Genomic DNA, 15,704 nt, shown 5'->3' with positions numbered 1-15,704 from the left:
GCGCTCTGCGCCTTCGCGGTCAGGTTTACAGCTCACGCCGCCAGAACAATTCATGCCGGCGCACGGCCTTGCGGAAGAACTCGTTCTCCCCGTAAGGCGACGGCCGGCGCCCGGCCAGCCAGCGCTGCAGCAAGCGGCGCAAACGACGCTTGAACGGTGCAGGCGGCTGCAGGTCGTGCATCATGCCCAAGGCCATGGCCTTGTCGCGCTGGGTAGCGATATCCAGCAGCAAGGCACATGGCGCCCAGGCCTGCTCGGCACTCAGTTGCGGCGGCAAGGCCACGCCATCGCCACTGTCGCCCATTGGCCAGCGGTCGTTGTCATGCAGATGGTTGGCGTAACACAGCAGCGTCTGCGGCTGCCAGTCGAGGCCCTGCAGGGCCTCCATGACGGCCGCCTGGGCGCAGATATGGTCGGGGTGGGGGTCAAGTTGCGGATGGGGCATGACCAGTACTTCAGGCCTGGCCATCTCCAGCAGGGCCCGCAGGTCGGCCAGCAGGTTCTGCCAGGTTGGCGCACCATCGCGGTCGGCCGGTAGCGGGAACGGGTTGAACTGGCGGAACGGGCGGATATCGGCCATGTCCGCTTCACGGGACGCAGCAGGCTGATCAGGCGCAGCTTGCATGGCGGGCAGCTGCAGGCAGAAATACCCCAACTGCACGCAACGGGACTCGGGTACACCGGCCCAGCGCGGTACGGCGATGCTGTCCCAGGCGCGCAGGCGCCCCTTCAAGCGCGCAGCCTCCGACTTGCCCAGGCCCATCTGCTGATAGTGCTCGGCTTCGATTTCACCTGCAGTCAGGGTCACCACCCAGGTTTCGTCCGCCTGGCTGTACAAGCCATAAGCCGCCAGCTCGGCATCATCGGCATGCGGCGCGATGACCATCACGCGGCGGCGCTGCAACTCGACGCCGGGGGTTATCCACAGGCGTGGTTCCCCCTGCAACTGGCAAAAGCGCCCACGCAGACGCAGCGTGCCCGCCTGCAGCGGGGCCGCCAGCCCGGTGAGGTTGAGGAAACGCAACCCATCGACACCACGCTCGAAGGTTTGCCGATCCATGCATTCGCTGCCGTACAACTCGACCCGTGGATCGAGGAAGCGCCCCAGCCAACCACTCTTCACCCGCACTTCAAGCATCAGGGTTTCGTCACCCTGCAACGTCGCGTCCACCTTGAGCAGCCCGTCGCGCAGCACGACCGGCGCTTCCTGGCTGAGCTCGCCGAAGCGGTAGGCGTAATCTTCGCCAGGCGCATAGAACAGGTGGTCGGCGAACCAGGCTTCGTGCGCGACCCAGAGCAAAGGCAGCAGCAACAGCGGCAGCCACCACCACGTGACGATACCCAGCGCCAGCAGCACAACCAGACTGGCCAGCAAACCCAGGCGTTTGTTGCGCCGATGGCGCTTGAGCAACTGCTGCTTGCGGCTCACGACTGGAATACCGGCACAGGGTTGCACCACCGATCCTTGTACTCCCGGTCGGCTCGGCCGAACGAGAAGCGCAGGGGCTTGTTGCGCGCATTGGCATCTTCCCAGGCCGCCTGGGTGTTGAGGAAGCTCAGCACGCTACCGGGGCTGAAAGCCTTGGTTTCGGGATCGACACCACCGTTGATGTATTCGACGCTGATCCACTCAGGCGCTTCAACGCGATACACCAGCTGGATGGCAATGGGTTTGTCGTCGAGCATCAGCACCGAGCCGATCAGCAGCTCGCGCAGGCGCTCCAGCACTTCGGCCATGCGCTCGGCACCGGTGGCCGGGAAGCCCCAGCGGCGCAGGAACAGCTCGCAGTACATGGCTGCGATCTGCTGCGCGCTGAAGTCGCTGATCGCTCGCACCACCCCGCCCGCTTCTTCCAGCAGGCGCAATTCGCGGCGCTGGTTGTAGCGGAACTTCTTCGACAGGTCTTCATGGGGGCGGGCCATGGCCAGCTGCTCTTTCTGCACCTTGAGGCCGCTGAAACGGCCCTGGTTCAGTTCGGACAGGTAGCGTGCGCCATGGCGCAACGGCGCGCCGGCATCAGCCTCCGCCGGCAGGATGATCTCGGCATTGCCAAGATCGAACAGGGCCTTCTTGCCGGCACGCTTGAGCACGTCCTTGGACAACGCCAGGTGCCGCCCCCAGGTCGGGATGGCAGCTTTCAATTCATCTGCCTGGTACCAGCCAAGGTAACGCACCGGGATCTGAGCCAGATCCGCCAACTGCTCGACCACCAATGGGTGCGTCGCGACGCTGCCACCGAATCGCGCCCACGCCTCGGCGTAGGCAGGTGCATCGATGGCCTGCCACCCGCGCTCGCGGAAGGCCCGGATATGATTGAGCATCACGCCTTCCCCGCCAGCGCACGAACCTGTGGCAACTGCCAGAACGCCTCGCGCACGGCCTGATCGGAAAACCGCTCATGCAGCCGCCGCATCATGTGCGCAGCGCAGGTTTCACGCTGCTGTTCATCCAGCGCGGCCATGTGCTTGAGGCCCTGCGCCAGTTGCCCGGCGTCGGCCAGTGGGAACAGTACACCAACACCTTCCACGACTTCGCGCGCACCGCCGCAGGCCGTTGCCAATACTGGTACGCCAGCGACCATGGCTTCGAGCAGGACCATGCCGAACGGCTCATGGTCGGAGCTCAGCGCAAACACGTCGAAGGCCTGGAAATAGCGACGGGCATCCGGCACCTGACCAAGGAAGTCAACCTGCGCGGCAATCCCCAGTTCGGCAGCCTGTGCCTTGAGCTTGGCCTCCAGGCGGCCCTTGCCAAGAATAGCCAGGCGAGCACCGGCCGGCAGGCCCGGCAGCGCCTCGGCAAAGCCACGCAGCAAAGTCGCCTGATCCTTGTCCGGGTGCAGACGACCGACATTGCCGACCACCCATGCCTGGGCATGCAGGCCCAATGCCTCGCGGGCCTCGGCACGGCATACCTGGGCGGCCTGCAGGGCGTCGATATCGATACGGTTGTATAAGGTCTGGATACGTTCGGCCGGCCACTGCGGCAAGCAACGGCGCATGTCGTCACGCACCGCATCCGACACGCCCAGCAAGCTCAGGCGCTTGCTGAACAGGTTGGCGAACAGACGCCGGCCCTTGCGCTCATAATCGCCGAACGCGTGGTGCACACCGATCACCGGCAAGCCGGTTGCCAGCAGCGCGACATAGATCGGCTTGAAACGGTGAGCGATGCAGAAGCTGAAACTGCGTTCGGCCGCGATACGCCGCAGGGCGCGTATTGCACTGAGCTTCAGGCCACGCACGGCCTTGGAACTGAATTCGAGAAACAGCACCTCGTCCGACGCGCAGCCAGCCGCAACCTGCGGGTCGGCGGCGCCGGTGAGGAACACGGTGGTGACCTTGTAGCCGCTGCCCTGGAACAGGCTGGCGTACTGACGGGCACAATCGAGGAACGGCCCGTCATAGCCATGGCAGAACTGCAGGACCCGCGCTTCAGAGCGGCTGGTCATAGGCGGCAGCGCCGTCCTTCACGACCAGGATGTCTTCCATGATCAGGTACTGCAGGTCCGAACCGAAGAACATGTTCAGCGCGTCGGTCGGCGAGCAGATCATCGGCTCGCCACGGCGGTTCAGCGAGGTGTTCAGCGACACACCGTTGCCGGTCAGGTCTTCCAGCGCCTTCATCATGTCGTAGTAGCGCGGATTGTATTCACGCTTGAGCACCTGGGCACGCGAGGTGCCGTCCTCGTGGACCACTTCCGGCACACGGGTCTTCCACTCTTCAGCCACTTCGAAGGTGAAGGTCATGAACGGCGCCGGGTGGTCGACCTTGATCATTTGCGGGGCGACGGTGTCGAGCATCGACGGGCAGAAAGGTCTCCAGCGTTCGCGGAACTTGATCTGCTCGTTGATGCGGTCGGCCACGCCCGGCACGCTCGGGCAACCGATGATCGAACGACCACCCAGGGCACGCGGGCCGAACTCCATGCGGCCCTGGAACCAGGCCACCGGATTGCCCTCGACCATGATCTTGGCGATACGCTGCGGCATGTCGTCGAGTTTGCGCCATTTCGGCGCGTTCGGGTGACGGGCGCAGGCGGCGATCACGTCTTCGTTGGAGTAGGAAGGGCCGAGGTAGACGTGCTCCATCTTCTCGACCGGCACGCCACGGGCGTGAGAAACGTAGGCAGCAGCACCGACAGCAGTACCCGCGTCACCGGAAGCCGGCTGGACGAACAGTTCCTTGACGTCGGAACGGGCAATGATCTTCTGGTTGAGCTTGACGTTCAGCGCGCAGCCGCCGGCGAAGGCCAGCTTGCCGGTTTCACGCAGGGTGTCGCCCAGGTAGTGGTCGATCATCTGCAGGGCGATCTTTTCGAACAACGCCTGCATGCTGGCCGCGTAGTGGATGTACGGTTCGTCGGCGATATCGCCTTCACGCTTGGGCCCCAGCCATTCGATCAGCTTCGGCGAGAAGTAGAAGCCCTTGCCCTTCTCTTTATAGCGGCGCAGGCCGATGACGTTGGCGTACTCGGTATTGATCACCAGTTCGCCGTTCTCGAAGCTGGCCAGGCGGGAGAAATCGTACTTGCTGGCGTCGCCGTACGGCGCCATGCCCATGACCTTGAATTCACCGTCGAGCATTTCGAAACCGAGGAATTCGGTGATCGCGCCATACAGGCCACCCAGCGAGTCCGGATCGAAGAACTCCTTGATCTTGTGGATCTTGCCGTTTTCGCCGTAGCCGAAGAAGGTGGTGGCGTACTCACCCTTGCCGTCGATGCCGAGGATCGCGGTCTTTTCCTTGAAGCCCGAGCAATGGTAGGCACTGGAGGCGTGAGCCAGGTGGTGCTCGACCGGTTCGATCTTGACCTTTTTCGGGTCGAAGCCCAGCTGCTCCAGGCACCAGACGATCTTCTTGCGGTAGCGCTTGTAGCGGCGGTTGCCCATCAGGATGGCGTCGAGGGCACGGTCCGGGGCGTACCAGTAGCGCTTGGCGTAGTGCCAGCGGGCCTTGCCGAACAGGCTGATCGGGGCGAACGGAATGGCCACCACGTCAACGTCGGACGGCTTGATGCCGGCTTGTTCCAGGCAGAATTTCGCCGACTCGTAGGGCATGCGGTTCTTCGCATGCTTGTCACGCACGAAGCGCTCTTCTTCGGCGGCGGCAACCAGCTTGCCGTCAATGTACAGGGCCGCGGAAGGGTCATGGCTAAGGGCGCCGGACAGGCCAAGAATCGTCAATGCCAAGGGATTAGCCTCTTCATTCGGTAGAGATGCGCCAGCGGCCTCATGGGCGGCTGGCGGCTAAAGGGCGGGATTATAACGCAAACAATGAGGGAGACACTGCATTAACCTGTGGCAGCGGGCTTGGCCACGAAGCAGGCGCCGCGGTGCATGGCACCGGCCTTGCCGGTGTTCGCGGCGGTTCGACGCCTCGACGAGCCCGCTCCCACAAGGGACTTGTAGCGCCTGGTTACTCGGCGATCAGCCAGTCCATGCGGAAGCTGCCTGCCGTCTGCGCCAGCTCCTTGGCCAGCCACGGCAGCAATTCGCGCAGTTCTTCTTCCAGCCCCCAAGGCGGGTTGGCGATGGCCAGGCCCGAGCCGTTGAGGCCCTGCGGACTGTCCTGATGATGCACATACAGCTCGACCCGCAGCAGCTTTGGCGCGCCGGTGCTGGTCAGGTCCTGGTAGAAGCGGGTCAGCGAGCGCTGGTCCTTGATCGGATACCAGATGGCCACGACGGTCTGGCGCATGCGACCGATCGCTTCCTTCATCGAGGTGGTGCAGCGCTTGAGTTCGTCTGCCTGCTCGAACGGCGGGTCGATCAGCATGATGGCGCGCTTCTCCTGCACGGGCAGCAGGGCACGCGGGACATGCCAGCCTTCACCCAGGTGCACGGCCACTCGCGGGTCTTTCTTCATGTTCTCTTTGAGCAGCGGCCCGTCTTCCGGATGCTTCTCATTGAGCAGAGCACGATCCTGCTGGCGCATCAGGCGACGGGCCAGCTCGGGTGAACCCGGGTAGTAGCGCAGCTCACCGTCGGCATTCAGACGCTTGATGATGCGCAGGTAGTCGGCGGCCATGGCCGGCAGGTCATCCCGGTTCCACAGGCGGGCGACGCCTTCCAGGTACTCGCCGGTACGGGTGGCCTGATCGCCTTGCAAGTCGTACAGACCGAGGCCGGCATGGGTGTCGATGTAGGCGAACGGCTGCTCCTTGCGCGACATCAGGGCGATCAGGCGGGTCAGCACGATATGCTTGAGGACGTCGGCATGGTTGCCGGCATGGAAGGCGTGACGATAGTTCATGGCAACTCCTGCGGGGCTGGCAAGTTTACCTTGCCTTGCAGGCGGAGTCAGGCCTGACTGCTGATCGGCGGCACCCACAAAGCAGGTGCCGCCGAATCAACGGGAATTACTTGTCGGCGTGATACGCCGCATCAGCGGTTTCGAAGCGCTGCACCATCGCCTGCGACGGGCGGCCCAGCTTGCTCACCAGAACGATGGCAATGCTGGCGAACAAGAAGCCTGGAATGATTTCGTACAGGCCGAGCGTGTCGAAGTTCTTCCACAGGATCACCGTCAACGCACCCACCACGATACCCGCCAGCGCACCGTTACGGGTCATGCCTTTCCACAGCACAGAAATCAGTACTACCGGGCCAAAAGCGGCACCGAAGCCGGCCCAGGCGTAAGCCACCAGGCCCAGCACGCGGTTTTCCGGGTTGGCCGCCATGGCAATGGCAATCAGGGCCACGGCCAGCACCATCAGGCGGCCGACCCACACCAGTTCACCCTGCGAAGCGCTCTTGCGCAGGAAGGCCTTGTAGAAGTCTTCGGTCAGGGCACTGGAGCAGACCAGCAGCTGGCAGCTCAGGGTGCTCATCACCGCCGCCAGGATGGCCGACAGCAGCACACCGGCGACCCACGGGTTGAACAGGATCTTGGCCAGCTCGATGAATACGCGCTCATGGTTCTCGGTGACCGGGCCCGCCAGGTCAGGGTGCGCCGAGAAGTAGGCGATGCCGAAGAAGCCCACGGCGCAGGTACCCGCCAGGCACAGGATCATCCAGGTCATGGAGATGCGACGGGCGTTGGCGATCGACTTCACCGAGTCGGCGGCCATGAAGCGCGCCAGGATGTGCGGCTGGCCGAAGTAGCCCAGGCCCCAGCCCATCAGCGAGATGATGCCAACGAAGGTGGCGCCCTTGAGCATGTCGAAGTTGGCCGGGTTCTGCGCTTCGATGGCCAGGAAGGTGGTATCGAAGCCCCCCGTGGAGATCAACACGATCACCGGCGTGAGGATCAGCGCGAAAATCATCAGCGAGGCCTGTACGGTGTCGGTCCAGCTCACCGCCAGGAAGCCACCGACGAAGGTGTAGGCGATGGTCGCCGCGGCACCGGCCCACAGGGCGGTCTCATACGACATGCCGAAGGTGCTTTCGAACAGTCGGGCACCGGCTACGATGCCGGAGGCGCAATAGATAGTGAAGAACACCAGGATCACAATCGCCGAGATGATCCGCAGCAAGCCACTTTGGTCTTCGAAGCGGCTGGAGAAATAGTCCGGCAGGGTCAACGCATCGCCGTTGTGCTCGGTCTGCACACGCAGACGGCCAGCGACGAACAGCCAGTTCAGGTAGGCACCGACGGTCAGGCCGATGGCAATCCAGGCCTCGGAAAGGCCGGAGAAATAGATGGCGCCCGGCAGCCCCATGAGCAGCCAGCCGCTCATGTCGGAAGCACCGGCAGAGAGTGCAGTGACCACACTCCCCAGGCTGCGACCGCCGAGGATGTAGTCGGAAAGGTTGTTGGTGGAGCGATAGGCCGCGAAACCGATCAGCACCATTGCCGCGATGTAGATCACGAAGGTGATCGTTAGTGGATTGCCCATGCGTGTGCCCTGGCGTTTGTTTTTATCTCATGCACAACCTTCTTGACGACGGTTGCACCCAGGCGGCGAATGCTATGCAACAACGCAAAGGCGGTGCAACCATTTTTCATTTGCCAGTTGCACCCGCTCGGGCAGTTTCGGAAAAATCCGATTTTTTGCTTCTTTTGGGAGCAAAAAAGGTCTCTACAATAAGAAAACGCACCGTAATGGTTTCTTTTTGGCCTGTAGGAAACTCCGCCAGACGAGTTGCACCTTTTCCTCGGAAAAATGGGGTTGCACCTGGTTGCACCCGAAATCACCTACAGCTAATCTTGGCGCAGCTTAAGCCACACCCGTGGCAATAACGAGGATAAGAAATTGGCGACGACCACCCTTGGGGTCAAACTTGATGACCCGACCCGTGAGCGACTCAAAGCAGCTGCGCAGTCCATCGACCGCACGCCGCACTGGTTGATCAAGCAAGCGATCTTCAATTACCTGGAGAAGCTCGAGGGTGGCGCCACCCTGACCGAACTCAACGGTCACGCCAGCAACCTGGCCGATGACGCTGGCGAAGTCCAGCCAGACCACAGCCACCAGTGCTTCCTCGAATTTGCCGAGAGCATCCTGCCGCAGTCGGTGCTGCGCTCGGCGATCACCGCCGCCTACCGCCGCCCCGAGCAGGAAGTCGTGCCGATGCTGCTGGAGCAGGCGCGCTTGAGCGCCCCGCTGGCCGAAGCCACCAACAAGCTCGCCGCGGGTATCGCCGAAAAGCTACGTAACCAGAAGAGTGCTGGCGGCCGTGCCGGCATCGTTCAGGGCCTGCTCCAAGAGTTTTCCCTGTCTTCCCAGGAAGGCGTCGCCCTGATGTGCCTGGCCGAAGCCTTGCTGCGCATCCCTGACAAAGGTACCCGCGACGCCCTGATTCGCGACAAGATCAGCAACGGCAACTGGCAGCCGCACCTCGGCAATAGCCCGTCGCTGTTCGTCAACGCTGCGACCTGGGGCCTGCTGCTGACCGGCAAGCTGGTCTCCACCCATAATGAAGCCGGCCTTACCTCCTCGCTCACCCGCATCATCGGCAAGAGCGGCGAGCCGATGATCCGCAAGGGTGTCGACATGGCCATGCGCCTGATGGGCGAGCAGTTCGTCACTGGCGAAACCATCGCAGAGGCCCTGGCCAACGCCAGCCGCTTCGAAGCCAAAGGCTTCCGTTATTCCTATGACATGCTCGGCGAAGCCGCACTGACCGAGCATGATGCACAGAAGTACCTGGCGTCCTACGAGCAGGCGATTCACTCGATCGGCAAGGCCTCCCATGGCCGCGGCATCTATGAGGGCCCAGGCATCTCGATCAAGCTGTCGGCGCTCCACCCACGCTACAGCCGCGCCCAGTACGAGCGCGTGATGGAAGAGCTGTACCCGCGTCTGCTGTCGCTGACCCTGCTGGCCAAGCAATATGACATCGGCCTGAACATCGACGCCGAAGAGGCCGACCGCCTGGAATTGTCCCTCGACCTGCTCGAGCGCCTGTGCTTCGAGCCGGCCCTGGCGGGCTGGAACGGTATCGGCTTCGTCATCCAGGCCTATCAGAAGCGCTGCCCGTACGTGATCGACTATGTCATCGACCTGGCCAAGCGCAGCCGCCACCGCCTGATGATCCGCCTGGTGAAAGGCGCCTACTGGGACAGCGAGATCAAGCGTGCCCAAGTCGAAGGCCTGGAAGGCTACCCGGTCTACACCCGCAAGGTGTACACCGACGTGTCCTACGTCGCCTGCGCCCGCAAGCTGCTGGCCGTGCCGGAAGCCATCTACCCGCAGTTCGCCACCCACAACGCTCACACGCTGTCGGCCATCTACCACATCGCTGGCCAGAACTATTACCCGGGTCAGTACGAGTTCCAGTGCCTGCACGGCATGGGCGAGCCGCTCTACGAACAGGTCGTAGGCAAGGTCGCCGACGGCAAGCTGAACCGTCCGTGCCGCGTGTACGCGCCAGTCGGCACCCATGAAACCCTGCTGGCCTACCTGGTCCGCCGTCTGCTGGAAAACGGCGCCAACACCTCGTTCGTCAACCGCATCGCCGACCACTCGATTTCGATCCAGGAACTGGTCGCCGACCCGGTCGCCAGCATCGAACGCATGGGCACCCAGGAAGGTAGCATCGGCCTGCCACACCCACGCATCCCGCTGCCGCGTGAACTGTATGGCAACGAGCGCGCCAATTCGGCCGGCATCGACATGGCCAACGAACACCGCCTGGCATCGCTGTCCTGCGCCATGCTGGCCACTGCCAACAATGATTGGAAAGCCACGCCGATGCTGGCCTGCACCGCCAGCGAAGCCGCTGCCGTGCCGGTTCTGAACCCGGCCGATCATCGCGACGTGGTCGGTCACGTGCAGGAAGCCACCGTTGCCGATGTCGACAATGCCATTCAGTGCGCGCTGAACGCTGCCCCTATCTGGCAAGCCACCCCACCTGCCGAGCGTGCCGCGATCCTTGAGCGCACCGCAGACCTGATGGAAGCAGAGATCCAGCCGTTGATGGGCCTGCTCATCCGCGAGGCTGGCAAGACCTTTGCCAACGCCATCGCCGAAGTGCGCGAAGCCGTGGACTTCCTGCGCTACTACGCGGTGCAGGCACGCAACGACTTCAGCAACGACGCCCACCGCCCGCTGGGCCCGGTGGTGTGCATCAGCCCGTGGAACTTCCCGCTGGCGATCTTCACCGGCCAGGTTGCCGCCGCCCTGGCGGCCGGCAACCCGGTACTGGCCAAACCTGCCGAACAGACCCCACTGATCGCCGCTCAGGCCGTGCGCCTGCTGCTGGAGGCCGGTATTCCGGAAGGGGTGCTGCAACTGCTGCCAGGCCGCGGCGAAACCGTCGGTGCCGGCCTGGTCGGTGACGAGCGCGTCAAGGGCGTGATGTTCACCGGCTCCACCGAAGTTGCCCGCCTGCTCCAGCGTAATGTCGCTGGCCGCCTGGACAACCAGGGCAGGCCGATCCCGCTGATCGCCGAAACCGGCGGCCAGAACGCCATGATCGTCGACTCCTCGGCACTGACCGAGCAGGTGGTGATCGACGTGGTGTCCTCGGCCTTCGATAGCGCCGGCCAGCGCTGCTCGGCACTGCGCGTACTTTGCCTGCAGGAAGACTCCGCCGACCGCGTGATCGAGATGCTCAAGGGCGCCATGGCCGAAAGCCGCCTGGGCTGCCCGGACCGCCTGGCCGTGGACATCGGCCCGGTGATCGACGCAGAAGCCAAGGCCGGTATCGAGAAGCATATCCAGGGCATGCGCGAGAAAGGCCGCACGGTCTACCAAGTCGCAATCGCCGACGCGGCCGAGATCAAGCGTGGCACCTTCGTCATGCCAACCCTGATCGAACTGGACAGTTTCGACGAACTGAAACGTGAAATCTTTGGCCCGGTGCTGCACGTGGTGCGCTACAACCGCCGCAACCTGGACCAGCTGATCGAGCAGATCAACGCGTCCGGGTATGGCCTGACCCTTGGCGTGCACACCCGCATCGACGAGACCATCGCCAAGGTGGTGGAGACTGCCAACGCCGGCAACATGTACGTCAACCGCAACATCGTTGGCGCCGTGGTCGGTGTGCAGCCGTTCGGTGGTGAAGGCCTGTCCGGCACCGGCCCGAAAGCCGGCGGCCCACTGTACCTGTACCGCCTGCTGTCGACCCGCCCGGCCGACGCCATTGGCCGCCACTTCCAGCAGCAGGATGGCGAAGGCCAGCCGGACCGTACCCTGCACGACCAGCTGATCAAGCCGCTGCACGCGCTCAAGGCCTGGGCCGAGAGCAACCAGCACGCCGACCTGGCCGCCCTGTGCAGCCAGTTCGCCGGCCAGTCGCAGAGCGGCATCGCCCGCTTGCTGCCAGGCCCGACCGGTGAGCGCAACACCTATACCATCCTGCCGCGCGAGCACGTGCTGTGCCTGGCGGACAACGAGGCCGACCTGCTGGCGCAGTTCGCTGCCGTGCTGGCAGTGGGCAGCTCGGCAGTGTGGGCTGACAGCGAGCCAGGCAAGACACTGCGCGGCCGCCTGCCGCGAGAACTGCAGGCCAAGGTCAAGCTGGTGGCGGACTGGAGCAAGGATGAAGTGGCGTTCGACGCCGTGATCCACCATGGCGACTCCGACCAGCTGCGTGGCGTGTGCCAGCAGGTGGCCAAGCGTGCCGGGGCGATCGTTGGCGTGCACGGGCTGTCCAGCGGCGACCACCAGATTGCCCTGGAGCGCCTGGTGATCGAGCGGGCGGTAAGTGTGAACACGGCGGCGGCGGGTGGTAACGCCAGCCTGATGACCATTGGCTGACGCCATGAGTTGTTGATGAATAAGGAGAGCTTCGGCTCTCCTTTTTTCATGGGTGCATGTCTTGAGGGAGTATCAAGGCTGACAGGTGCATGCCTTGGTTCTTTCAGCGCCTATGAGATCGAGCGCCGCCCGCGCGGCGCATCGCGGGCAAGCCCGCTCCCACATCTGTTTCGGGCCAATCTCTCCTATGAAGCCAACAGGGACCGCCTTGTTTGTTCCCTTCGATATTGAGGTGGGCGCAACTGCTTTTCATCGATCTAATGCCATGCACCAAGGCGGGTCCTGTTGGCGGGACAGGAGTAACTGGCCCGAAACAAATGTGGGAGCGGGCTTGCCCGCGATGCGCCGCGCGGGCGGCGCCACCCTCCCATACCCCCATTAGCGCTTAAGTTGACACTTCAACGGACTAACCTGACGACACAACCACCATAGACTCCAACCTTTGATGACCTCTGAAGATAACAGCAATCCCCCCCACACCCAATTATTGACTTCAGCCGTGATCATCGGCAGAACCAAGATTGCCGAAATTGACGGAACAATAAAGAAATATCTAAATGGCAACTGCATCATCGCCAAATAGACAACCCACTTTTTCCGTGCATAAAAACCGATGCACGAGACAGCTACCGAGCCCTGCAAAACCAGACCGGTCCATATCAGCGCTTCCGGCCCCTCCCAGATACGCATAACATCAAGGCCACTTTTAAAATCCGACCAGAACGGCACACCTCCACGGGCGGCGCTCCGCAGAGAATACAAACAGATGTAAAACGCATCCATGCCAGCCCAAACCAAGTATAAAATTTGCTGCAGCCTAGCCTTTGACTCAGTCAATATGCACCTTCCCGAAACTCATATACCTCGTTAGCCACCACAGGGCGCCAATGCCAAGACTGGCCACTTATCGCCCAATCATCACTAGCCTCGACAAAGTACTGCGTTGTTCTCCGCACAGTCCCATAGCGGTGCACTGTCGACAACCTGGCGAAATCACATTCACTAGCTTTTAACGGCACCCACCTCTGACTCACAACGCGCCTGGTATTGGCATAGTATTTACCCTCGCTTGCAAAAAGACGCCCTTCGTCACCCCGTGAAGATAAGAAATTTGCCGCGAAGGCTACACTGGACCAGAGTCGATCTGCATCAATACTAAAAGTGCTCCATTTACCAGGCCCCGCAGCCTCCGCATATCTACTTTCATGCAGTTGACAGTCAGTTTTTGATTGCGCCCACTTCAACGAGGGATAACACGCCACGTCAATGGGATAGCGTACCTCCTCGCGAACAAGAAACCATCTCCCCTCACCCACCAATTTCGAAGCGCGCTCTATTTCATCGCCGAGCAATGCTCGCCCCACAGGCAAACTACAATCTCCAAGAAATTCGCTCAGCCCGCACAGCTGAGTATTTCTCTGCAGTAAGTCTCGGACTACGAACTGGGCAAAGAAGGGATCTTCAATCCTGCTAATTTCTTCTTTCCAAACATCGCGCGACTGACAAATTCTATCCACAGGGCTTCCTCCCTAGCAAAGAACAACATCTACCTCTTTTTTCATTGCTATGGTTGCAGGAGCTTTCCGCAAAGCATGTAGGCATATCCCTATTTGTGGAGGGCTGGTGGGAGCTTCTGCCACCTAGATGACTTACTCATCATCACCCATGCTTATAAACCTGCCCTTCACTTCATTATTCCGCCAGACTCGCAGCACCCCGCCTCAGGAACGCGACCATGCCCGAGACCCTGCTCAGCCCCCGCAACCTGGCCTTCGAACTCTACGAAGTCCTCGACGCCGAAGCCCTGACCCAGCGCCCGCGCTTTGCCGATCACAGCCGCGAAACCTTCGATGCGGCGCTCACTACCGCGCGCACCATCGCCGAAAAGTACTTCGCCCCGCACAACCGCAAGGCCGACGAAAACGAGCCGCGCTACGTGGACGGCCGCGCCGAACTGATCCCTGAGGTGAAGCCCGCCGTCGACGCCTTTCTCGAAGCCGGCTTCCTCAACGCCAACCGCGATTTCGACGTCGGCGGCATGCAACTGCCCAGCCTGGTCTCACAGGCCTGTTTCGCCCACTTCCAGGCGGCCAACGCCGGCACCACGGCCTACCCTTTCCTGACCATGGGCGCAGCCAACCTGATCGAGAGCTTCGGCACCGAGGAACAGAAGCGTCTGTACCTGCAGCCGATGATCGAAGGCCGCTACTTCGGCACCATGGCGCTGACCGAGCCCCATGCCGGTTCGTCGCTGGCCGATATCCGCACCCGCGCCGAACCCGCTGGCGATGGCACTTATGGGCTCAAGGGCAACAAGATCTTCATCTCTGGCGGCGACCACGAGCTATCGGAAAACATCGTGCACATGGTGCTGGCCAAGCTGCCGGACGCACCGCCCGGCGTTAAAGGCATTTCTCTGTTCATCGTGCCCAAGTACCTGGTCAACCAGGACGGTAGCCGTGGCCCGCGCAACGACGTGCTGCTGGCCGGGCTGTTCCACAAGATGGGCTGGCGCGGCACCACGTCCACCGCGCTGAACTTCGGCGACAACGGCCAGTGCGTCGGCTACCTGGTCGGCCAGCCGCACCAGGGCCTGGCGTGCATGTTCCAGATGATGAACGAGGCGCGCATCGGCGTCGGCATGGGCGCGGTGATGCTCGGCTACGCCGGCTACCTCTACTCCCTGGAGTACGCTCGCCAGCGGCCGCAGGGCCGCCTGGTGGACAACAAGGATCCGCAGAGCCCGGCGGTGCCGATCATCGAGCACACCGATGTGAAGCGCATGCTGCTGGCGCAGAAAGCCTACGTGGAGGGCGCCTTCGACCTGGGCCTGTATGCCGCACGACTCTTCGATGATACCCACACCGCCAGCGATGAAAGCGCCCGCAAGCAGGCCCAGGAACTGCTCGACCTGCTGACCCCGATCGTCAAGTCCTGGCCCTCGACCTTCTGCCTCAAGGCCAACGAACTGGCGATCCAGATTCTCGGCGGCCACGGCTACACCCGCGAGTATCCGGTGGAGCAGTACTACCGTGACAACCGCCTGAACCCGATCCACGAAGGCACCGAGGGCATCCAGTCGCTCGACCTGCTGGGCCGCAAGCTGGCACAGAACAACGGTGCAGGCCTCAAGCAACTGATCCGCCTGATCGCCACCACTGCCGAACGCGCCAGCCATCACCCCAACCTCGACCCGCTACGCCAGTCGCTGGAGCAACTGGTCAACCGGCTGCAATCGGTAACCCTGGCGCTGCTTGGCGATCTGGCCCAGGGCAAGGTCGCTGGCGCATTGGCCAATTCCGCCCTGTACCTCAAGGTCTTCGGCCACTGCGTGATCGGCTGGCGCTGGCTGGAACAGGCCATCCATGCCGAACTTGGACTGCTCGACGGCAACGCCGCCGACCGCGACTTCTACCAGGGCAAGCTGCAGGCCGCGCGTTATTTCCTGACCTGGGAAATCCCCGCCTGCCATAATGACCTGGCATTGCTCGAGGCACGCGACGACACCTGCCTCACCATGCAAGACGGGTGGTTCTAGGGGGAGCCACCGTG

The 15,704-nt window shown here is 62.6% G+C and carries 10 protein-coding genes; 2 read left to right on the top strand and 8 right to left on the bottom strand.

Translation table 11 applies throughout. From position 1 onward, the window contains the following. Window positions 1–25: 25 nt before the first annotated feature. The 7 genes from ACTORR_RS16665 to ACTORR_RS16635 all read right to left on the bottom strand — a co-directional run bounded on the left by ACTORR_RS16665 (window position 26) and on the right by ACTORR_RS16635 (window position 8,130). Window positions 26–1,429: a PIG-L deacetylase family protein gene (locus tag ACTORR_RS16665; protein ID WP_099815585.1), complete on the bottom strand. Its 1,404-nt coding sequence runs from the start codon at window positions 1,427–1,429 to the stop codon at window positions 26–28. Next, window positions 1,426–2,322 (bottom strand): antimicrobial resistance protein Mig-14, encoded by an 897-nt coding sequence (locus ACTORR_RS16660; RefSeq protein ID WP_313365763.1) that lies wholly within the window; start codon window positions 2,320–2,322, stop codon window positions 1,426–1,428. Before ACTORR_RS16660 ends, ACTORR_RS16665 begins: the two co-directional genes overlap by 4 nt. After that, window positions 2,322–3,452, bottom strand: coding sequence for a glycosyltransferase (locus ACTORR_RS16655; protein WP_441343722.1), 1,131 nt, complete (start codon window positions 3,450–3,452; stop codon window positions 2,322–2,324). Before ACTORR_RS16655 ends, ACTORR_RS16660 begins: the two co-directional genes overlap by 1 nt. After that, on the bottom strand, window positions 3,436–5,193 hold the full coding sequence (locus ACTORR_RS16650) for a carbamoyltransferase family protein (protein WP_054887908.1): 1,758 nt from the start codon (window positions 5,191–5,193) through the stop codon (window positions 3,436–3,438). Before ACTORR_RS16650 ends, ACTORR_RS16655 begins: the two co-directional genes overlap by 17 nt. A gap of 226 nt (window positions 5,194–5,419) precedes the next feature. After that, window positions 5,420–6,256, bottom strand: a complete 837-nt coding sequence (locus ACTORR_RS16645) for a 23S rRNA (adenine(2030)-N(6))-methyltransferase RlmJ (RefSeq protein WP_283724873.1) — start codon at window positions 6,254–6,256, stop codon at window positions 5,420–5,422. Window positions 6,257–6,362: 106 nt separating this feature from the next. Further along, a complete protein-coding gene (gene putP, locus ACTORR_RS16640; RefSeq protein ID WP_313365599.1) occupies window positions 6,363–7,841 on the bottom strand; it encodes a sodium/proline symporter PutP in 1,479 nt (492 codons plus the stop codon). Window positions 7,842–7,947: 106 nt separating this feature from the next. Further along, window positions 7,948–8,130, bottom strand: a complete 183-nt coding sequence (locus ACTORR_RS16635; protein WP_156352055.1) for a hypothetical protein — start codon at window positions 8,128–8,130, stop codon at window positions 7,948–7,950. A 68-nt stretch (window positions 8,131–8,198) separates the two neighbouring features. Between ACTORR_RS16635 and putA the strand changes: the two genes are divergently transcribed. Next, window positions 8,199–12,152 carry a trifunctional transcriptional regulator/proline dehydrogenase/L-glutamate gamma-semialdehyde dehydrogenase gene (gene putA / locus ACTORR_RS16630; protein WP_313365598.1) on the top strand — a complete coding sequence of 1,318 codons (3,954 nt, stop codon included), beginning with the start codon at window positions 8,199–8,201 and terminating at the stop codon, window positions 12,150–12,152. Window positions 12,153–12,530: 378 nt separating this feature from the next. On the opposite strand, the gene ACTORR_RS16625 is transcribed toward putA, so the two are convergent. Beyond that, complete coding sequence (locus tag ACTORR_RS16625; RefSeq protein ID WP_249342234.1) at window positions 12,531–12,989, bottom strand: hypothetical protein; 459 nt, start codon at window positions 12,987–12,989, stop codon at window positions 12,531–12,533. An 898-nt stretch (window positions 12,990–13,887) separates the two neighbouring features. Here ACTORR_RS16625 and ACTORR_RS16620 point away from each other — a divergent pair. Continuing rightward, a complete protein-coding gene (locus ACTORR_RS16620) occupies window positions 13,888–15,690 on the top strand; it encodes an acyl-CoA dehydrogenase (protein ID WP_313365923.1) in 1,803 nt (600 codons plus the stop codon). Window positions 15,691–15,704: the final 14 nt, after the last annotated feature.

It is taken from the genome of Pseudomonas sp. SAR267 (genome assembly GCF_052077595.1).
Taxonomy (GTDB): domain Bacteria; phylum Pseudomonadota; class Gammaproteobacteria; order Pseudomonadales; family Pseudomonadaceae; genus Aquipseudomonas; species Aquipseudomonas vlassakiae.
This window is presented reverse-complemented; position numbering and strand designations above follow the sequence as displayed.